Source organism: Agromyces albus (genome assembly GCF_030815405.1).
GTDB lineage: Bacteria > Actinomycetota > Actinomycetes > Actinomycetales > Microbacteriaceae > Agromyces > Agromyces albus_A.
Window position 1 is genome coordinate 916,138 of record NZ_JAUSWX010000001.1, and the last position, 19,671, is coordinate 935,808.

Annotated in this window: 21 protein-coding genes and 1 riboswitch; of the genes, 7 read left to right on the plus strand and 14 right to left on the minus strand. The window is 69.1% G+C overall.

What is annotated here, in order from left to right; all coding sequences use genetic code 11:
• Positions 1 to 32 precede the first annotated feature (32 nt).
• Both QFZ29_RS04230 and QFZ29_RS04235 read right to left on the minus strand, forming a co-directional pair.
• The gene (locus tag QFZ29_RS04230; protein WP_306892992.1) at positions 33 to 1,625 is read right to left on the minus strand and encodes an amidohydrolase; all 1,593 of its coding nucleotides are present in this window, start codon (positions 1,623 to 1,625) and stop codon (positions 33 to 35) included.
• A 21-nt stretch (positions 1,626 to 1,646) separates the two neighbouring features.
• Complete coding sequence (locus tag QFZ29_RS04235; RefSeq protein ID WP_306892993.1) at positions 1,647 to 3,086, minus strand: APC family permease; 1,440 nt, start codon at positions 3,084 to 3,086, stop codon at positions 1,647 to 1,649.
• A 108-nt stretch (positions 3,087 to 3,194) separates the two neighbouring features.
• Between QFZ29_RS04235 and QFZ29_RS04240 the strand changes: the two genes are divergently transcribed.
• The 5 genes from QFZ29_RS04240 (at position 3,195) to QFZ29_RS04260 (ending at position 7,016) form a co-directional block, all read left to right on the plus strand.
• A complete protein-coding gene (locus QFZ29_RS04240; protein WP_306892994.1) occupies positions 3,195 to 3,800 on the plus strand; it encodes a TetR/AcrR family transcriptional regulator C-terminal domain-containing protein in 606 nt (201 codons plus the stop codon).
• A 74-nt stretch (positions 3,801 to 3,874) separates the two neighbouring features.
• Positions 3,875 to 4,801: an ABC transporter ATP-binding protein gene (locus tag QFZ29_RS04245; protein ID WP_306892995.1), complete on the plus strand. Its 927-nt coding sequence runs from the start codon at positions 3,875 to 3,877 to the stop codon at positions 4,799 to 4,801.
• Positions 4,798 to 5,694, plus strand: coding sequence for an ABC transporter permease (locus QFZ29_RS04250; protein ID WP_306892996.1), 897 nt, complete (start codon positions 4,798 to 4,800; stop codon positions 5,692 to 5,694). The genes QFZ29_RS04245 and QFZ29_RS04250 overlap by 4 nt, the downstream gene beginning before the upstream one ends.
• On the plus strand, positions 5,691 to 6,527 hold the full coding sequence (locus tag QFZ29_RS04255; RefSeq protein WP_306892997.1) for an ABC transporter permease: 837 nt from the start codon (positions 5,691 to 5,693) through the stop codon (positions 6,525 to 6,527). The genes QFZ29_RS04250 and QFZ29_RS04255 overlap by 4 nt, the downstream gene beginning before the upstream one ends.
• Positions 6,528 to 6,662: 135 nt before the next feature.
• The gene (locus tag QFZ29_RS04260; protein WP_306892998.1) at positions 6,663 to 7,016 is read left to right on the plus strand and encodes a hypothetical protein; all 354 of its coding nucleotides are present in this window, start codon (positions 6,663 to 6,665) and stop codon (positions 7,014 to 7,016) included.
• 9 nt (positions 7,017 to 7,025) lie between these two features.
• Here QFZ29_RS04260 and QFZ29_RS04265 read toward each other — a convergent pair whose 3' ends face one another.
• From QFZ29_RS04265 to QFZ29_RS04320, 12 genes are all read right to left on the minus strand, one after another.
• Complete coding sequence (locus QFZ29_RS04265; RefSeq protein ID WP_306892999.1) at positions 7,026 to 7,457, minus strand: aldehyde dehydrogenase; 432 nt, start codon at positions 7,455 to 7,457, stop codon at positions 7,026 to 7,028.
• A 171-nt stretch (positions 7,458 to 7,628) separates the two neighbouring features.
• On the minus strand, positions 7,629 to 9,020 hold the full coding sequence (locus tag QFZ29_RS04270) for an MFS transporter (RefSeq protein ID WP_306893000.1): 1,392 nt from the start codon (positions 9,018 to 9,020) through the stop codon (positions 7,629 to 7,631).
• 213 nt (positions 9,021 to 9,233) lie between these two features.
• Positions 9,234 to 9,590: a hypothetical protein gene (locus tag QFZ29_RS04275; RefSeq protein WP_306893001.1), complete on the minus strand. Its 357-nt coding sequence runs from the start codon at positions 9,588 to 9,590 to the stop codon at positions 9,234 to 9,236.
• Between the two features lie 9 nt (positions 9,591 to 9,599).
• A complete protein-coding gene (gene ribH / locus QFZ29_RS04280; RefSeq protein WP_306893002.1) occupies positions 9,600 to 10,082 on the minus strand; it encodes a 6,7-dimethyl-8-ribityllumazine synthase in 483 nt (160 codons plus the stop codon).
• The gene (gene ribA, locus QFZ29_RS04285) at positions 10,079 to 11,380 is read right to left on the minus strand and encodes a GTP cyclohydrolase II (protein WP_306893003.1); all 1,302 of its coding nucleotides are present in this window, start codon (positions 11,378 to 11,380) and stop codon (positions 10,079 to 10,081) included. The genes ribH and ribA overlap by 4 nt, the downstream gene beginning before the upstream one ends.
• Complete coding sequence (locus QFZ29_RS04290; RefSeq protein ID WP_306893004.1) at positions 11,377 to 12,072, minus strand: riboflavin synthase; 696 nt, start codon at positions 12,070 to 12,072, stop codon at positions 11,377 to 11,379. Before QFZ29_RS04290 ends, ribA begins: the two co-directional genes overlap by 4 nt.
• Position 12,073: 1 nt before the next feature.
• Positions 12,074 to 13,111 carry a bifunctional diaminohydroxyphosphoribosylaminopyrimidine deaminase/5-amino-6-(5-phosphoribosylamino)uracil reductase RibD gene (gene ribD / locus QFZ29_RS04295; protein ID WP_306893005.1) on the minus strand — a complete coding sequence of 346 codons (1,038 nt, stop codon included), beginning with the start codon at positions 13,109 to 13,111 and terminating at the stop codon, positions 12,074 to 12,076.
• A gap of 86 nt (positions 13,112 to 13,197) precedes the next feature.
• Positions 13,198 to 13,343, minus strand: a riboswitch (FMN riboswitch).
• An 81-nt stretch (positions 13,344 to 13,424) separates the two neighbouring features.
• On the minus strand, positions 13,425 to 14,573 hold the full coding sequence (locus QFZ29_RS04300) for a hypothetical protein (RefSeq protein ID WP_306893006.1): 1,149 nt from the start codon (positions 14,571 to 14,573) through the stop codon (positions 13,425 to 13,427).
• A 193-nt stretch (positions 14,574 to 14,766) separates the two neighbouring features.
• Positions 14,767 to 15,516: an HAD family hydrolase gene (locus QFZ29_RS04305; RefSeq protein WP_306893007.1), complete on the minus strand. Its 750-nt coding sequence runs from the start codon at positions 15,514 to 15,516 to the stop codon at positions 14,767 to 14,769.
• The gene (locus QFZ29_RS04310) at positions 15,513 to 16,091 is read right to left on the minus strand and encodes a GNAT family N-acetyltransferase (protein WP_306893008.1); all 579 of its coding nucleotides are present in this window, start codon (positions 16,089 to 16,091) and stop codon (positions 15,513 to 15,515) included. The genes QFZ29_RS04305 and QFZ29_RS04310 overlap by 4 nt, the downstream gene beginning before the upstream one ends.
• 2 nt (positions 16,092 to 16,093) lie before the next feature.
• Complete coding sequence (trpS, locus tag QFZ29_RS04315) at positions 16,094 to 17,104, minus strand: tryptophan--tRNA ligase (protein ID WP_306893009.1); 1,011 nt, start codon at positions 17,102 to 17,104, stop codon at positions 16,094 to 16,096.
• A 32-nt stretch (positions 17,105 to 17,136) separates the two neighbouring features.
• Complete coding sequence (locus QFZ29_RS04320; RefSeq protein ID WP_306893010.1) at positions 17,137 to 17,979, minus strand: exodeoxyribonuclease III; 843 nt, start codon at positions 17,977 to 17,979, stop codon at positions 17,137 to 17,139.
• Positions 17,980 to 18,115: 136 nt separating this feature from the next.
• Here QFZ29_RS04320 and QFZ29_RS04325 point away from each other — a divergent pair, with 136 nt between their 5' ends.
• Both QFZ29_RS04325 and QFZ29_RS04330 read left to right on the plus strand, forming a co-directional pair.
• On the plus strand, positions 18,116 to 19,099 hold the full coding sequence (locus QFZ29_RS04325; protein ID WP_306893011.1) for an RNA polymerase subunit sigma-70: 984 nt from the start codon (positions 18,116 to 18,118) through the stop codon (positions 19,097 to 19,099).
• Between the two features lie 104 nt (positions 19,100 to 19,203).
• Complete coding sequence (locus QFZ29_RS04330) at positions 19,204 to 19,614, plus strand: SgcJ/EcaC family oxidoreductase (protein ID WP_306893012.1); 411 nt, start codon at positions 19,204 to 19,206, stop codon at positions 19,612 to 19,614.
• The last annotated feature ends 57 nt before the right edge of the window (positions 19,615 to 19,671 follow it).

Here is a 19,671-nt window from a genome sequence, read left to right on the forward strand (position 1 = left end):
ATCGGCGAGAACGATCGTCCTGGTGCCGTCGATCAGAGGGAATGTCGTACCTCGCCGCCGACGATGGTCGCCAGAACAGGAAGCTCTGCGAACTCCTCGGGCGAGACCGCGATGGGGTCGCCCGCGAGCACTGTGAGGTCGGCGAGTGTGCCTGGCCGGATGGCCCCCTCCTCGTGCTCGACCCCGGCCGCGATTGCGGCCGCCATCGTGTACCCGTCGATGGCCTGCGCCGCCGTCAACCCCTCCGCGCGCAGGATGGGTGGAAGATCCGGCCGTTCGACGCGGCGTCGCAACCGGGCATCCGCCATGATCCGGAGTGGTTCGAACGGGGCGATCGGCCAGTCCGAGCCGAGCGCGAGCGTGGTCCCGGCGTCGACGAGGGAACGCGTGCGCCAGGCATGTCGGGCCCGGCGGGCTCCCACCCGGCCGCTCCAGTTGTCGGTCCCGGCATCCGTGATGAAGCGGGTGCAATGGGTCGGTTGCATGCTCGCGATCGCGCCACTGTCAGCGACGGCGTTCACGATGTCGTCGCCCGTGAGCTCCAGGTGCTCGATGCGGTGTCGCGCGCCCAGGTGACGTCGGAGCGCGAGACGGATGCTCTCCGCCGCGTACATCACGGCCCGATCCCCGATGGCGTGCGTTGCGGTGCCGACCCCTGCGGCGCCGAAATGCGCGATCGCCGATCGATAGCGTTCCGGGTCGTCCCAGGTGCTTCGGACCGACAGTCCGTGGCTGTCGGGGCTGCGGAGCCAAGCGGTGCCGTTGTCGATGGTTCCGTCGAGGAAGAGCTTGACTCCGTGCATCCGCCAGAGCCGGCCGCCTTCCCCGATCTGCGCACACAGTGCGTCCCAGTCCTCAGGGCCGGATGACGGAGACACCCACGGGTGGATCTTCAGCCGGAGCGGAAGCTCGCCGCTGTCGTCGAGCGCGCGGTAGAGGTCGGCGGGGTCATCCTCGAAGTCGAGCACGTGCGCCCCGGTGAGGCCGCTCGCGGCCATCGCCCGGAGCGAGGAGGCGAGGCGGCGGCGCAGGTCGGCGCGGCTGTCCGGCGGGACGACGCGCTCCACGACGGCGAGCGCCTCGCTCTCGAGCAGGAGACCGGTCGGAGTTCCCGAGGCGTCGACCACGATCTCGGAACCGGTGTCGAAGCGACGCCCCCCGCGTACGGCTGCTCGCTCGAGCGCCGCCCGATTGACGACGGCCGAGTGCGCGTCGAACATGCGCAGGAAGGTGGGCACGTCACCGGATGCCGCTTCGAACGCCGCTGCACTCACCTCTCGCCCATCCCAGACGTTGTGGTCGAGCCCCCAGCCGATCAGCCAGTCGCCGCGACCCAGCCGCGCGCGCCCGGCCGCGACGGCCGCGCGCACGTCGTCGAGCGAGTCGGCACCGCGCAGGTCGAGGCCGCGCGCGACGCTCGCGCCGAGCATCGGGTGGGAATGCGCGTCCGTGAGCCCCGGTAGCACGGTTGCGTCCCCGAGGTCGAGTACGCGCGTCGATGGTCCCGTCCATGCCCTGGCGTCTCGGCGGTCTCCGATCGCCACGATGCGCCCGCCCTGCACCGCCACGGCTCCACCGGATGCGCCGTGCAGCCGGGCTGCGAGGACGATGAGGTCGACCGTCACTGCCCCTGGCCCCCGATGCGCTCATAGGCGGCCGGCCGGCGGCGCTTGAGGACGGCCGCGAGAACGACGCCGACCGCGAAGCTGATCGGAACAACGCTGACGATCACGATGTTCGTGCCGGCGGGGGCGCCGGTCAACACCTCGAGGTTCGCGACGATGAGCCACGTGAACAGCGCCATGAGAATCCCGCCGGCGATGGCGGCGGGCACCGCGAAGCGGTGACGCTCGGCTCCCCGGTTTCCTCGCGAAGAAGACCACGACGGCGAGCGACGCCAGGATCTGCAGGCACACGACTCCGATCACCCCGGGGGTGTTGACCCAGATGAGCAGCTGCAGGTAGGGATCGGCCCCCGCGATGGCGAACCCGCCCACGATCATGGCGGCGAGCCCGGTCTGCACCAAGCCGGCCACCCACGGCGAGCCGTTGAGCGGCCTGGTGCGACCGATCATCGCCGGGAGCACGCCGTCGCGGGCGAGCGCATAGCCGTACCGGTTGATGGAATTATGGAAGGCGAGGAGCGCTGCATAGACGCTCGTGAGGATGAGGAGGAGCAGAGTCACGGTCGCCCAGTGGCCGAGTTGGGTCTCGACCGTGGCGAAGATGAAGGTCTCGACCCCGTTCTGCCCGATGAAGGCCTGCACCAGGGACTCGCCATGCGCCTGGATGAGGAGCCATGCCATCGCGAAGTAGAAGAACGTCAAGGCGAACACGGCCAGGTACGTGGCGCGGGGGATGGTGCGATCGGCCGAGCGTGCTTCCGCACGGTAGAGCGCGGTCGACTCGAATCCGATGAACGCGCCGAATGCCAGGCCGAGGGTCACCGCGAATTGCGGGGTGAACACGTTCCCGGGGGCGAACGTGCCCGCGCCGAAGCCCTCCGGCCCGCCACCGCTCGCGAGGATCGCGATGCCCAGCACGACGAGCACGAGCGTCTCGACGATGAGGAGCACACCCAGTACCTTCGCCCCGAGATCGATCCCGGCGAATCCCATCGCCCACACGAGCACGATGGCGATGAACGCGAGCGCGGCCCAGGGAACGTCGATGCCGAAGAGTGTCGCGAGCATCGCCCGGGCACTCACCGCGAAGAGGCCGTAGATGCCGATCTGCATCGCATTGTAGGAGACGAGGGCGAGGATCCCCGCGCCGAGGCCGACATGCCTGCCGAGGGCCTCGGTGATGTAGGTGTAGAACCCGCCCGTCTTGGTGACATGCCTCGTCATCGCCATGAACCCGACCGCGAACACGGCGAGCGCGAGCCCGACCACGAGGTAGGCGAGCGGGGCCGCGGGGCCGCCGATCAGGATCGCCAGCGGTACGGTGCCCGCGATGACGGTGAGGGGAGCGGCTGCCGAGACGACGAGGAACGTGATTCCCCCGGTCCCGAGCGAATTCTTCTTGAGTGCACCGACGACGGTCCGACCGTCGGACGGGGCTGACGTGCGTGTCTGCGTTGACATACTTGACTCCAGTCGATCGGGCTAAATCTAACGGTGTCAGATATTGTGTACCGGAGTGAGATCGTCCGCAAGACCCACGTGGCAACGAACGAGAACCAGAGGTGGTGCATGGGCCGGCCGTCGAAGAACCTGCTCTCGATCGATCGCATCGTCAGCGAGGCGCTCGCGCTCATCGACAGCGGGGACGAATTCGCGATGCGCGCGCTCGCAAAGCGGCTCGGCGTGGCGGCGCCGTCGCTGTACTACCACGTCGGCGATCGCGATCACCTCGTGAACCTCATCCGCGACCGGTTGATCGCCGATGACCCTCCGCCGGCGCGGATCGAGGGCGACTGGCGTGAGGAGATCGAGTCGATCGTGCGAACGCAGCGCCGCAGCTATGCTGCCCATCCGCATCTGGTCACGTTGCTCGTCGGCACGCCGATCACTTCGGAACCCGTGCTCGAACTCTACGAGCGCCTCGCCCGAGCGTTCGCAGAGGCGGGCTTCGAACCGCGTGAGATCGCCGTGTACCTCGAGGTGCTCGACAGCTTCGCGCTCGGTGTCGGCCTCGAGCAGTCGGCGCCTTCGGACGTCTGGCACGTCGACGGCGCCGAAACGGCTCTCGTTGCAGCATCCGGCGCCTGGACCGACGCCGTCGCACGCGTCGATGCCGCCTTCGAGTTCGGGCTGGCGGCGCTCCTCGACGCGATCGCCGCGCGAGCCCGCGCCTAGCCACGACGGCCGGATCAGGGGTCCCACTCGCCCTCCCTGACGGATGTCGGCGGCCGGGGCTATCGTGAAGGACTGTGCCAGCACCAGTCATCGTCGCCCGCGATCTCGTCAAGCGCTACGGCGAGTTCGCCGCCGTCGACGGCATCTCCTTCGAGGTGGCGCCGGGGGAGTCATTCGGGCTCCTCGGCCCCAACGGCGCGGGCAAGTCCACGACTATGCGCATGGTCGGCGCGGTGTCCACTCGCACTGCGGGCGAGCTCTCGATCCTCGGCCTCGATCCCGATGCCTTCGGCCCCGAGATCCGTTCGCAGCTCGGCGTCGTGCCGCAATCCGACAACCTCGATACCGAGCTCCGCGTACGCGAGAACCTCCTCGTCTACGGTCGCTACTTCGGCCTGCCCGCCAGGGTCGTCGCGAAGCGGGCCGACGAGCTGCTCGCATTCGCGCAGCTCGAGGAGAAGGGCAAGGCGAAGGTCGACGCGCTCTCGGGCGGCATGAAGCGGCGGCTCACCATCGCTCGCGCGCTTATCAACGACCCGAGCGTGCTGCTCCTCGACGAGCCGACGACGGGCCTCGATCCGCAGGCTCGGCACATCCTCTGGGACCGCTTGTTCCGTTTGAAGGAGCACGGCACCACGCTCCTGCTCACGACCCATTACATGGACGAGGCCGAGCAGCTCTGCGACCGGCTCGTGGTTGTCGACAAGGGCGCCATCATGGCCGAGGGCACGCCGGCCGAGCTCATCCGCCGCTACTCGTCTCGCGAGGTGCTCGAGGTGCGCTTCGGCTCCGATCGCAACGTCGAGGTCGCTGAGCGCCTCTCGGGCATCGGCGAGCGCACCGAGGTGCTTCCCGACCGCATCCTCATCTACAGCGGCAACGGCGAGGCCGAGCTCGAGCGCATCACCGATGCAGGGCTGCACCCCGTCACGAGCCTCGTGCGACGCTCGAGCCTCGAAGACGTGTTCCTCCGCCTCACCGGCAGGAGCCTCATCGAATGAGCCAGACCGCACCCGCAGGTGGAGGAGGCGCGAAGGGTCGACTCCAGGCCGGGCCGACGGATGCCGCAGCGGGCGGCACCGCGCGCGCCCTCGCCGCAGCACGCATGCCGCGTCGATGGGGCGCCTGGTACGTCGCCCTCCATCGCTTCCGCGTGATGAAGAGCTACACCGGCACGGTCGTCGTCGCGGGCATCGGCAATCCGCTCATCTACCTGTACGCCCTCGGCGTCGGGCTCGCGACCATCGTCGACGCGAATGTCGGTGACCAGGCCGTCGGCGGCGTGAGCTACCTCGTGTTCGTGGCGCCCGCCCTGCTCGCGAGTGCGGCGATCACGGTCTCGAGCGAGGAGTTCACGTACCCGATCATGCTCGGCTACAAGTGGAACCCCACGTTCACCGGCATGAGCGCCTCGCCGCTGCGCCCCACCCAGATCGTCGACGGCGTGGTCATCTCCGTCTCGATCCGGATGCTTGTGAACCTGGTGCTGTTCTTCCTGCTCATCGTCGTCTTCGGGGCGGCACCCTCGCCCGCGGCGTTCCTCATGATCTTCGGCGGGCTCCTCGGCGGCCTGGCATTCGGCGCCGTGCTGATGGCGTACACCTCCACGCTCGAAGAGGACACCGGGCAGCTCGCCATGGTCATGCGCTTCATCGTGCTGCCCATGACCCTGTTCTCCGGCACGTTCTTCCCGCTCTCGATCTTCCCGATCTGGCTGCAGTGGATCGGCTGGATCTCGCCGCTGTGGCACAGCACCGAGCTCGCCCGGGTGTTCTCCTACGGCTACGGCGAGCCGATCTGGCTCACGATCGTGCACGTGGCCTACCTCGTCGCCCTCACCGTCGTCGGCTGGGTCTGGGCCCGCCGCATCGCCATCCGGAGGCTCGGACGATGAGCGGAGTGACCGAGCGCGATTCCGTACAGTCGTCGGCGGCACTGCCGCGGCCCGTCCGTTCCCTCTACGCCGGCAATGCCCGTGCCGTGATGCTGCGTGGCTGGCGCGCCACCCGCAGCACGAACTGGCTCGTCGTCGTCAGCGGCTTCTTCGAGCCGATCTTCTACCTGCTCGCCATGGGCATCGGGCTCGGCACGCTCGTCGGCAGCGTCACGACCGCGAGCGGGCAGGAGGTGGCCTACCCCGCGTTCATCGCACCGGCGCTGCTCGCGGTCGCCGCGATGAACGGGGCGATCTACGACTCGACGTGGAACGTCTTCTTCAAGATGCAGTTCACGAAGCTCTACGAGGGGATGCTCTCGACCTCGCTCGGGCCGCTCGACGTGGCGCTCGGCGAGATCCTCCTCGCGCTCCTCCGCGGCGCGCTCTACGCGGTCGGATTCCAGCTCGTGATGCAGGCGCTCGGCCTCAATCTCTCGTGGTGGGCGATCCTCGCGCTGCCCGCGGTGCTCCTCATCGCCCTCGGGTTCGCGAGCCTCGGCATGGCGGTCACGAGCTACATGAAGACGTTCCAGCAAATGGACTGGGTCAACTTCATCCTGCTGCCGATGTTCCTCTTCTCGGCCACGTTCTATCCGCTCACGGTGTATCCCGAGTGGTTGCAGGGCGTGATCCAGGCGCTCCCGCTCTGGCACGGCGTGGAGCTCGTGCGTGGGCTCACGACGGGCGACGTCAGCTGGGGCATGCTCTGGCACGTGCTCTACTACGTCGTCATGGCGGCCGTCGGCATCGTCTTCACGACGAGGCGGCTCCGCACGCTCTTCCTCGACTAGCCGCGTCGACGGCATCCGATCGCATGCCCGAGCGGGGCATCGACCGTTGCGCGAGTGTTTCCGCGCATTACGCCGCCACGAGACATCCGTCGACGGTCGGCGTACCGTTGCGGAATCGAACACCGAGGAGCACTCATGTCGTACCGCGAACCGCACGCCGCCGCCGAGCCCCACCAGGGCGCGGTCATGGGCATGCGCGGTTGCGAGGCGGCGGCCGAGTGCTCGAGCGAGCGGCCCGGTCACGGGCTGCACCGCATGCAGCACCAGCTCGCGGCGGTCACGGCGAGCAAGTGGATCGACGCGATCGTGCTCGCGAACGACGCCGACGGGTTCATCACGCTCGCCGAATTCACGAGCGGCGACCTCACTCGCGTCTGGCACCACGAGTCGCTCGGCGACGTGCTCTCGGCGGGCGATCCCGTCGCCCTGCACGCCGTCTACGGGGTGCTTGCGATCGGCGAGCAGCAGTTCAGCGTCGCGCCCGCCTGACTTCGGGGCTCACGACCCCATCGGCATCGCCTCGCTCATCGAGCCCATCATCTTCTCCATTGCCACGACGGCCTGATCGCACGCCATCGCGCACATGCGGCAGTGCTCGGCCATCTCGGCGTGCATCATGCACTCCGCGGAGCACGCGCGAGCCATCATCATGGTCGATTGCATCATCGACGACATCACCTGCATGTCCCAGCCGCCCACGCGCAGCAACATCTTCATCATCGTGTCGCACATGTCGGCGCAGTTCGCGCAGAGCGACCCGCACCGCCCCATACCCTCGCCCGCGTCGGCATCGGCGCACATCACGCACGCTTGACTGCACGCGGAGAGGGCCTCCATACACTCCTGCATCATCGCCGGATCCATGCCCTTCATCGGCATCTCCGACGACGACATGGCGCCCTTCATCATGTCCATCGTCATGTTCATCACAGCGGCCAGCCATCCCGGGCGGCCGAGCGTCGACGATGCCGGCGGATGACTCGGCGGCCCTGTTCGCAGGCCATGCTACGCCGGGCGTCCCGGGGGCAGAAGAGGGTCATGTGACGTTCTTGTGAACGACGGAGGGCGGATGCCGCAGCATCCGCCCTCCCTTCGATGGCTCTACAGCACCGCCGACGACTCGAGGCCCGCGGACTCGTAGTCGACGTCCTTCGTCTCCTTCGAGACGATGAGCGCGATGAGCGTGAGCACGGCCATGACCGAGAGGTAGATGCCGACCCAGAACGGGCTGCCGCCGCCGGCGGCCCAGAGCGCGGTGCCGATGAACGGCGCGACGGCCGCGCCGAGGATCGACGACACGTTGTAGGAGATGCCAGAACCGGTGTAGCGCACGTTGGTGGGGAAGAGCTCGGGAAGGAGCGCGCCCATCGGCCCGAACGTCATGCCCATGAGCGCGAACCCGACGATGAGCCATGCCATGACGCCTGGGAATCCTGCGCTGAGGAACGGCACCCAGAGCAAGCCGAACACGATGATGCCGAGCGTGACCCAGATGAGGGTCTTGCGCCGGCCCCAGCGGTCGGCCCACGGTCCGGAGAGCAGGGTGAAGATGCCGAAGAACACGACGCCGCCGATGAGCATGAGCACGAACGTCGCGTACGAGTACCCGAGTCCGGGAACGGGAACATCGGAGGGCTTCGTGCCGTACCCGAGCGAGAAGGTCGTCATGAGGTAGAAGAGCACGTACGTGGCCAGCATGAAGAACGTGCCGAGGATGAGCTGCTTCCAGTGGTTCTTGAAGACGCTCGCGAGGGGCAGCTTCGTGAGCTTGCCCTCCTTCGAGGCGTTGGAGAACGCCGTCGACTCGACGAGGCGCAGTCGAACCCAGAGACCGACGACGACCATGACGACCGAGAACAGGAACGGGATGCGCCATCCCCAGTCGAGGAAGGCGGCCGAGGGCAGCGAGGAGTTCGGGTCATCCGACGGGAGCAGGGCCGCGATGATGAGGAACAGGCCGTTCGCGATGATGAACCCGATCGGCGCGCCGAGCTGGGGGAAGGTGCCGTACCAGGCGCGCTTGCCCTCTGGCGCGTTCTCGGTCGCGACGAGCGCAGCCCCCGACCACTCGCCGCCGAGCGCAAAGCCCTGGGCGATGCGCAGGATCACGAGCAGCAGCGGGGCGAACCAGCCGACCATGAGGTACGTCGGGAGGAGTCCGATGAGGAAGGTCGCGACGCCCATCGTGAGGAGCGCCCCGACGAGGGTCGCCTTGCGACCGTGCTTGTCGCCGAGGTGGCCGAAGATGACGGCGCCGACCGGGCGGGCGACCATTGCCGCGCCGAAGATGGCAAATGACTGCAACAGCGCAGTCGTGGGGTCGCCGGCGGGGAAGAAGAGGTGCGGGAAGACGAGCACGGCGGCCGTGGCGTAGACGTAGAAGTCGTAGAACTCGATCGTCGTGCCGATGAGGCTCGCGAGCACCACTCGGTTGCGCGGATTGGCGGGGGCGGACGGCGCGGCCGACGTGGACGCGGAAGTGGTTGAGGACATCGCTGCGAGGACTCCGAAGGTGGGAAGGAGGCCCCCGCGGGACGCGTCGATCAGACGGGAATCACCGCGAAGGGAGGGAATCGTCGCTTGTGGCAACCGAAACACCCTACGGCGTACCCCATTCGAGGGTCGACTCCCGCGAGACGAGCGGTGGTGAAAATGCGACGAACGGCGCCGATCGGCACGGCGCCGACCGGCTCAGCGCCGACCGGCTCAGCGCCAAGCCACCGCGACGGCGATGTTCGCGACGGTGAGCGCCCCGATCGACCACAGCGCCCACGACGGCGCCGGCGCCTTCTTGCGGTACACGAACACGAGCACCGTGATGACGGCCGCAATGACGAGCTTCACCGCGATCTTCGCGTTGTTCAGCTCGTCGAGGTCGCCGATCTGGATCGTGGCGACGAGCAGCAGGCCCGTCACGAGCTGGGTGAGGGCACCGTGCACCATCGCCGGCACGACCGTTCCCCTGCCCGCGCCGATCGCCTTCACTTGCACGAGGAAGCCGCCGAGCAGCGAGGCGAGCCCGACGAAGTGGAGGATGAGCAGGATGGTGCGGAGGATTTCCATGCCCAGAGCCTAGGCGTTCCGGCCGCCCCAGACACGTCGCAGCACGCGCGCCGTGGCGAGTGCCGCCTCAGCGGCCTCGCGCCCCTTGTCCTCCTTCGAACCGGCAAGCCCGGCGCGGTCGAGGCCCTGCTGCTCGTCGTCGAGGGTCAGCACGCCGAAGCCCACCGGTCTGCCCGTGTCGAGGGCGACGCGCGTGAGTCCGTCGGTCGCCGCCGCGGAGACGTACTCGAAGTGCGGGGTGCCGCCGCGGATGATCACCCCGAGCGCGACGACCGCGTCGGCGCCGGCGTCGAGGGCCGCCTTGGCCACAACGGGCAGCTCGAAGCTGCCGGGCACCCGCACGAGCGAGAACTCGGCTCCGGAAGCCTCGAGCGTGCGCGTCGCCCCGGCGATCAGGCCGTTCGTGATCTCGTCGTGCCAGAGTCCGGCGACGATGACGATCCGCAGGCCCGTGCCGTCGACGTCGAGCTCGGGGGATCCTGCTCCGCTCATGATGCGTGTCCTTCCAGGAGGGTCTCCGCTGCGGCATCCGCCAGCTGCGTGTCGTCGATGTGGTGGCCCATGCGATCGCGCTTCGTCTCGAGGTATCCCGTGTTGCCGGCGCCCACGCCCACGACGAGTGGCAGCTGCTCGCTGACGGCGACGCCGTGCGCCTCGAGCTGGCGCACCTTCTCGGGGTTGTTCGTGAGCAGGCGCACCGAGCGGATTCCGAGGTCTTCGAGGATCGCCGTGGCCGCGCCGTAGTCGCGGGAGTCGATCGGCAGCCCGAGCGCGAGGTTCGCGTCGAGCGTGTCGAGGCCGTCTTCCTGGAGGCGGTAGGCCCGCAGCTTGTTTATGAGGCCGATGCCGCGACCCTCATGGCCACGGAGGTACACGACGACGCCGCCGTCCTCCTGGATCCGCTCGAGCGCGGCGTCGAGCTGCGGTCCGCACTCGCACTTCAATGAGCCGAACGCCTCGCCGGTCAGGCACTCGGAGTGCACGCGCGCGATCGTGCCGTGCGCCTGCGGTTCACCGGCGATGATGGCGACGTGATCGGCGCCCGTGCTGCGATCGCGGTACGCGCGCACCCGGAAGACGCCGTGGTCGGTCGGGAGCGTCGTCTCGACCTCGAACGCGACTCGCGAGGATTCGGCGACCGCAGAGGGCACCGAGCCGTCGAGGTCGAGGTCGTGGCCCGCGTGCCACTCGCGCAGCCAGTCGATGAGTGCGGCGACCGTCGTGACGGGGAGTCCCTCACGCTCGCCGAGCTCGATGAGCCCCGGAAGCCTCATCATCTCGCCGTCGTCTTCCACGATCTCCGCGATCACGGCGACGGGGGAGAGCCCGGCGAGCCGCAAGAGGTCGACGGCCGCCTCGGTGTGACCGGCCCGCTCGCGAACGCCGCCGTCGACTGCGCGCAGCGGGAGCACATGGCCGGGGCGGATGAGCCGTTCGGGCGTCGAAGCGGGGTCGGCGAGCACGCGCAGGGTGTGCGCCCGCTCGGCGGCGCTGATGCCCGTGGAGTTGCGATCCGCCGCGTCGACCGAGATCGTGTAGGCCGTGCCGCGCACGTCTTCATTGCGGTCGGTCATCGGCGGCAGCTCGAGGCGGTCGGCGATCGTGTTCGGCATGGGCGCACAGAGGAATCCGCTCGTGTTGCGCACCATCCACGCGATCCACTCCTGGGTCGCGAACTCGGCGGCCATGATCGCGTCGCCCTCGTTCTCACGGGCCTCGTCATCGGCGACGATGACGGGCTTGCCGGCGCGAAGCGCGTCGAGCACTTCAGGGATCGAGGCGAGACTCATGCGTGACCTCCGGTCGTCGCGGGCTCGGTTGCGGGAGTGGGAGCGGATGCCGCGGCGGGCGCGCTGAGCGACGACGGCAGGGTACGGGCCGCGTCGAAGCGCAGCATCCGCTCGACCTGCCTCGCGAGGATGTCGGTCTCGATGTTCACGGCATCGCCGACCTCGCGCTCGCCGAGGGTCGTCGCCTGGAGCGTCTCGGGGATCAGCGACACCTCGAACCAGGAACCGTCAGGCTCGTCGCCCACGGCGCTCACCGTGAGCGAGACGCCGTCGACGGCGATCGATCCCTTGTCGACGACGAGCGGCGCGTGCGCCGGGTCGAGGCTGAACCGGATGACGCGCCACGCGTCGCCGGGCCGGATCGCGAGCACACGGGCGGTGCCGTCGATGTGCCCCTGCACGATGTGGCCGCCGATGCGGTCGCCGACGCGAGCCGCGCGCTCGAGGTTCACCGTGAGGCCCTCGCGCGCGCCGTCGAGCGTCGACATGGCGAGGGTCTGCGCCATGACGTCGGCGGTGAACTGCTCGGGGTCGAAGTCGACGACCGTGAGGCACACGCCCGAGACGGCGATCGAGTCGCCGTGCTTCGCGCCCTCGACGGCGATCGGGCCGCGCACGGTCAGGCGAGCGGCATCCGAGGTGCGCTCGATGCGCGTGATCATGCCGCGCTCCTCGATGATTCCGGTGAACATGTCAGTTCCCTTCGGTCGGTCTGGGGTACGCGACGAGCAACACGTCGTCGCCGAGCCGCTCCACGTCGGCGAGCTCGAAGCGATGAGCCCCGTCGATCGACGCGACGCCGAGCTCGCCGAGGGCGAGCATCGGGCCGCCGAGCAGCACGGGAGCGAGGTAGACGAGGAGCTCGTCGGCGAGGCCGGCGGCCACGAACGCGCTGGCGAGCGTGGGGCCGCCTTCGATGAAGAGCGAGCGGATGCCGCGGCGCTGCAGTTCCGCGAGATCGGCGGCGAGGTCGGCGCCGGCGAGCAGCACGGGCTCGTGCGGGTGGCGGAGCAGTGCGGCGTGCGGGGGAATCGCGCGCGAGCCGAATACGACCGGAACCGGTTGCTCGGGCAGGAGTGCGCCCGTGTCGTCGCGCGCCGTGAGCGACGGGTCGTCGGCGAGCACGGTGCCGGTGCCGACGGCGATCGCATCGGCGGTGGTGCGGCGGCGGTGCACGTCGGAGCGAGCGGCGTGGCCGGTGATCCATCGGCTCGATCCGTCGGCCGCCGCGATGCGGCCGTCGAGGCTCGAGGCCCACTTCACGGTCACGTGGGGACGCCGGTGTCGCGCCGCGAACAGCCAGTCGCCGAGGAACGCCTCGACCTCGTCGGCGAGCATGCCGCCCTCGACGACGATGCCCGCCTCGCGGAGACGCTCGGCGCCGCCCGCGGAGTGGTCGCCGGGGTCGGCGACCGCATAGACGACTCGCGCGATGCCTGCGTCGATCAACGCGATGGCGCACGGCCCGGTGCGGCCGACGTGGTTGCACGGCTCGAGGGTGACGATCGCGGTCGCGCCGCGTGCCGCGCCCGGCTCGAGCCTCGACAGGGCGTCGACCTCGGCGTGTGCGGTGCCGGCACCGCGGTGCCAGCCCTCGGCGATCACGGCCCCGTCGGGAGCGACGATGACGCATCCGACGCGCGGGTTGATGCCGCGGGCAGGACCGCGCTCGGCGAGTTCGAGTGCGCGACGCATCTGCGCGGCATCCGCTGCAGATTGCTTGCTCGTCATTCCTCGTCCTGTCGTCAGGGCTCCGGGGAATGCTCGGCGTCGCCACGGTGTCGATCACCATGGGTCGACTGCGCACTGCGCAGCCGACACGTGCCGCCTCCCATCCGGACTTTCACCGTCGGTACCGGAGTTCCACCGGTTCAACCACTCGCGTTCCGCCTCTCGGCCTCACGCTCGCAGTTCGCGGACTATCACCGCCGGTTCGGAATTACACCGACCCCGGAGCACGTTTGTCGTGTCGATTCTAGGTCAACGCGCACGGCCGCGGGCTATTCCCGTCATTCAGCGGCAGTGGCAGCGGCACTGGCCCCATTCAGCGGCACTGGCCCGCGGTGGCGATCTGCGCGTCGCTCGGGCGGCCGTACGCGGAGATGCCGGATCCCGGCACGTCGTGGCCCATGGAGATCGCCCACGCGGTGGCCCACATCTCGTGGTCGCCCGCGAACTCGGGCCCGGTGAACAACGGCTCGCATTCGGGCCGGATCGCCTGGGTGTGCCCCACCTCGTGCACGACGATCGCCTTCGCATCCGGGTCTTCGCTCCAGCGATTGGAGACGCTGTGGGTGAGCGTGATGCGACCCCACCCGCCGTCCTCCGCCCAGAACTCGGCGGTGCCCGAGTACCATTCGTCGCTCGTGAGGCCCGAGACCTCGTACGCCCATACGAAGTCGAGGTTCACCCCATGTGAGATCGAACGGGCGAACGCCTCGATCTCGGCGCGCACCGGGTACGAGGGCTCGAGCTTGCGCGCCTCCTCGGCGGCGTGCGAGGCGCGGAGCTCGTCGACGGCGAGCACGAGGCCCGTGAATGCCGAGGCGGAATCGTGCGGGTGCGTCCAACCGGGCCCCTTCTGGTCGATCGCGTGCTGCACGCCGATGCGCGTCTCGTACGTCGCCGAGGGGTGGTCGGTGAGCGCCTGGCTGGCGAGTGCGCCGGCGCCCTCGAACACCGCCTCGACAGCACCGACGACCGGCTCGCGCGCATCGGCGATCTCGTCGAGTGCAGCCTCGATCGCCAGGGTCTCGGCACTGCGCATCTGGGCCTGCTCGAGCATTCGCACTGCGTCGGCATAGCGGATCCACGCGGGAGAGTCGAGCGCGTCGGGGGCCGGGAAGGCCAGCAGGTGCGAGAGCGGGTCGTCGTCGGCGTCGGCAAGAGCAGCTGCAAGCCCATCGGATGCCTCCACGAGCGTCGTGACGTCCTCGGGTCGCACGTGGCCCTCGACGAGCACCGCCTCGAGCACGTCGGATTGCGCGATCGCGTGCTCGGCCCGACCGGTGAGGAGCCAGAGCTCATCGGCCGCAGTCGTCGCGAGTTCGTCGGCATCGGCGAACCGCTCATACGCGCTCTCGTAGAGCGCGGTCGCAGCGGCGTCGTGCGCGACGTAGGCACCGAAGATCGCCGCCGCGGTCGCAGCGGCGATGATCGTGCCCCGAAGCAACGATCGCTCAACCCGCTGCACCGGAGCGTCGTTGGGCGGTGCATCGTCGCGTGGTGCGTCCTCGCGTGGTGCATCATCGCGAGGTGCATCGTACGGTGCGGTCATCGACGTCCTGTTCACTGGGGCGCGACTGCCGCGCGCTGACAGATCACGCTAGCTGGCTGATCGAGGGAATGACGACTCCCATTTCGGGAGGGCGCAAATTCGACGCGGGTCAGGCGAAGCGGTCGGTGAGCGCACCGGCGAGCTCGCGCAGGGAGCGGATCTCGACGACGCCGGATGCTGCGGCGGCTGCGCCATCGTCGGCGCCGAGCGACTCGCCTCGCCGGTTGAGCCAGACCCCGAGCAGTCCCGCTGAGGCAGCGCCGATGGCGTCGGTGCGCAAGCGATCGCCGACGTAGGCGCACGCGGAGACCGGTGCGTCGGTCGCGAAGCGATCTCGCGCCGCCCGGAAGATCTCGGCACCCGGTTTGACGACGCCGACCTCGCTCGAGGCGATCACATGGGCCATGCGCGGGAGGAGTTCCAGTCGCTCGAGCTTCATCGACTGCTGGTCGAGCTCCCCGTTCGTGATGACGCCGAAGCGCACGCCGGGGAGCGCCGTCGCGACCGCGTCGAGCGCTTCGAGCGCGTCGTCGTGCAGGGTCCACGATTCGCGGTACCGCTCGAAGTAGTGCTCGAACCACACACCGGCGGCGGGTTCGTCGAGTTCCTCGCCGTGGGCGAGCGCGAAGGCCGTCACCCGTGCCAGGCGCTGCCCCACGAAACTCACCTCGCCGGCGAGATAGGCGTGGTAGTGGTGTTCCTCGAGCTCGTGCCACAGTTGCTGCGCAGCGGCATGATCGCCGTCGTATGCGCGCTCCTGCATCTGGAGCACGATGCCCGCCGCCACCGCTTCGCGGTGTGCCATGAGCGTGTCGTCGAGATCGAACAGCACGACGGGCGATGCGGCGCGCGACGTCACGGGAGCGGCCCCAGGATCGTCGCCCAGCTCGTGGTGGCGTCGGGGGAGACGGATGCCTCGCGCACCGCGTGCCACGCGGGCAGTGTCGACCCGTCGCGGGTGGGAACCGTCGCGTGCGGCGGCTCGATGCGCCGGAACCCCGCAGCTCGCGCCACCTTGGCCGAACCGACGTTGCCCTGCACTGCGCGCCACAACACCGTGTCGGCACAGGGCAGGCCGCCGGCGAGCGTCCATTCGACGACGGCGATGGCCGCCTCGCTCATGAGGCCCGCGCCCCGGTGGTCGGAGCCCAGCCAGAACCCCATCTCGGTGGTCTCGGCGCGCACCGAGATCATGCCGGCCAAGGGGCCGCCCGCGGCGAGCCGGACCGCCCAGGTGGCCACATAGCCGCTCGCCCACGCCTGCGGCACATGCGCCGCGAGGAACGACTCGGCGTCGGCCCGGGTGTACGGCCAGGGCGTCGTGAGATACCGCTCGAAGAGCGGGTCTTGACAATAGCGGGTCACGGCGTCGGCGTCGTCGATCGTCGGCAGGTCGAGCACGAGTCTCGGCGTCGTGAGCGTGGCGGGACGCATGCTCAGCCTCGGCGAACGAAGCCGATGCGGTCGTACACCTCGCGCAGCATCCGCTCGGCCCGATCAGTCGCCTTCTCGGCGCCGATCGCGAGCAACCGGTCGAGCTCGGCGGGGTCTTGCATGAGCTCGAGGGTGCGGGCGCGGATCGGCGTGATCGTGTCGACCACGATCTCGGCGAGCTCCTTCTTGAGGTCGCCGTAGCCGCGGCCGGCGTACTCGCGCTCGAGGGCGTCGATCGACTTTCCGGTGATGGCCGCAAAGATGCCGAGCAGGTTCGAGATGCCGGGCTTCGACGCCGGGTCGAACCGGATCTCGCGTTCGGTGTCGGTGACAGCGCTGCGGAACTTCTTCGCAGTGACGGAAGGCTCGTCGAGCAGCTTGACGAGGCCCGCCTCTGAGCCGGCCGACTTCGACATCTTCGCAGTCGGCTCCTGCAGGTCGTAGATGCGCGCCGACTCCTTGCCGATGAGCGCCTCGGGCACGACGAACGTCTCGCCGTACCGCGCGTTGAAGCGAGTGGCGAGGTCGCGGGTGAGCTCGAGGTGCTGGCGCTGGTCGTCGCCGACGGGCACGAGATGGGTGCCGTAGAGCAGGATGTCGGCCGCCATGAGCACCGGGTACGTGAAGAGGCCCACCGTCGTGGCATCCGAGCCCTGCCGGGCCGATTTGTCTTTGAACTGCGTCATGCGGCTCGCCTCGCCGAAGCCCGTCATGCTGCCGAGCACCCACGCGAGCTCGGAGTGCGCGGGCACGTGCGATTGCACGAAGAGCGTCGACCGGTCGAGGTCGATGCCGGCGGCGAGGTACTGCGCTGCGGTGCGCCGCACGTTCTGCCTGAGGGCCTCGGGGTCTTGCTGCACCGTGATGGCGTGCAGGTCGACGACGCAGTAGATGGGATCGTACGCATCCTGCAGGGCGACCCAGTTGACGAGCGCACCCAGGTAGTTGCCGAGATGGAGGGAGTCGCTCGACGGCTGCATGCCGGAGAAGATGATCGGACGGGACGTGCTCATGTGCTGCGGATCCTTGCTGTCGGTCGGGAACGTCAGATGGCGTAGTCGACGACCACGGGTGCGTGGTCGGACCATCGCGCGTCCCACGCTGCGGCGCGGTCGATCTGGTAGTCGACGACCGTGTCGGCGAGTGCCGTGGTGGCGAGGTGGTAGTCGATGCGCCACCCGGTGTCGGTGTCGAACGCCTTGCCCCGCTGCGACCACCACGTGTACGGACCGGGCACCTCGCCGGCCACGCGGCGGCCGACGTCGATCCAGCCGAAGCCAGCGCCCGCGTTGTAGTGCTCGTCGCCCTCGGCGCCCACGAAGCGATCGAAGTAGGCGCGCTCCTCGGGCAGGAAGCCGGCACGCTTCACGTTGCCCTTCCAGTTGCGGATGTCGAGGGTGCGATGGCCGACGTTGAGGTCGCCGACGACGAGGGCGAGTTCGGAGTGGGCCGCAAGCTCGGGCAGCCGGGCCTCCATCGCGTCGAGGAAGCGGTACTTCTCGACCATCTTGGGGCTCTCGTCTGCCACGCCCGAGTGCACGTAGGCGCTCACGACGGTGACCACGCGGTCGCCGACCTCATAGTCGGCCTCGAGCCAACGGCCCGCGCTGTCGAAGTCGGGGGCGCCGAGCTCGACGCGGTGGATGCTCGCGCGGTTGCGACTCGCGATTGCGACTCCTGCGCGCCCCTTGGAGGTGGCGGGGTCGTGGAGCAGGTCCCACTCGTCGCCGAGCAGCGCCTCCAGGTCTTCGGTGGAAGCGCGCACCTCTTGCAGCGCGAGGATGTCGACGTTGCGACCGGCGAGCCAGTCGCCCATGCCCTTGCGGAACGCGGCGCGCACCCCGTTGACGTTGACAGTGGCGATCCGGAGCGGCTTGGCGGAGGGCATGCCTCAAATCCTACGGGAGCCCTCCGACGTCGAATCGCCGCCCGTCGGCCGCTCGGAGTGCCCTCGCCTGCTGGGACTCCCCCCCACGAATGTCGCGTCCCGCGTATGGTGATTCCGGTAGAGAGAGGGGCGTGGCGTGGCGACGAAGGGGGAAGGCTTCGATCAACTGGTCGAACCGTTCCGTGCGGAGCTGTTGGCGTATTGCTACCGGATGCTCGGCTCGGCTCACGACGCCGAAGACCTCGTCCAGGACACCTACCTCAGGGCGTGGCGGGCGCGCGACCAGTACGACGCGACTCGCAGCTCACTGCGCACCTGGCTCTACCGCATCGCGACCAACGCCTGCCTGACCGCCTTGAAGGCTCGCGCCCGCCGCCCGCTGCCGTCGGGGCTGGTGGCCGAGTCCGATCCACTGGGGCCGCTCGTTCAAGGAGAGCACGTCGCCTGGCTGCAGCCGCTGCCCGACTCGTTGCTCGACGCGGGCGATCCGGCGAGAGCCGCCATCGACCGCAGCAGCCTGCGCCTGGCGTTGGTCGCCGCCCTGCAACTCCTGTCGGCTGGTCAGCGTGGTGCGCTGATCCTGAGTGACGTGCTCGGCTTCTCCGCGTCCGAGGCCGGGGAGATCCTCGGCACGACTGTCGGGTCGGTGAACAGTTCCCTGCAGCGGGCGCGGACCCGTCTGAAAGACGTCGGGGTTCGGCAGGAACGTGTCAGCGAGCCGTCTGCAGCCGAGCAGCGGGCCTGGGTCGATCGCTACATGAGGGCATTCGAGCGCGCCGACGTCGAGGCGCTCAAGCGACTGCTCACCGAGGACGTGCTCATGGAGATGCCGCCGATGACCAACTGGTTCGTCGGCCGCGGCAACTACGGGCTGTTCATGGAGTGGGTCTTCGAGAAGGCCGGAACCGACTGGCGCCTGAAGGCGGTCGCGGCCAATGGCCAGCCCGGGTTCGCCGCCTATCGGAGGGTCGGCGGCGGATTCGAGCTGCACACGCTCCAGCTCTTCACCGTCACCACCGAGGGCATCAGCCGGAATTCGGTGTTCCAGGAATCCGAGGTCTTCGCGTCGTTCGGCCTGGCGACCGAACTCGACGATGAGGGTCTCGTCAACGTCGGGTAGCACCTTTTCTCCGTTGCCGCGATGAGTTTCGACCCCGTCGCCGGTATGTACTGACGAGTTCGCCGGAACACCCCGGGCGAACCGATCACAGAGGAGAGAAGCCGATGTCAGACATTCGTTCGGAAGACGAGACCGCCATCCAGGCCGTACTGGTCGACTCGTACACAGCATGGGAGGCCGGCGACGCCGAGGGTATGGTCGCCAACTACACCGCGGACGCGACCGCCATCATGACCGGCTCGTTCCGCGACAGCCGTGACGCGGTCCGCGAGAACATGGCCCTCGCCTTCGAGGGGCCGCTCAAGGGAACCTCCACCTACAACAAGCAGCTCAGCCTCCGCTTCGTCGGGAGCGACGGCGCGATCGTCGTGAGCGAATCCGGCATCCTGTTCCCCGGCCAGAGCGAGATTCCCGACGCGGCGAAGGTGAACGCCACCTGGGTCTTCGAGAAGCGCGACGGCCGGTGGCTGATCGCCGCCTATCACAACAGCCCGGTGCTCGCCCCTGGGCAGTGACGGGTGAAGCCCGCATGGAGTTCGACTCCATGCGGGCTTCACGCCGATCTCGGGCTC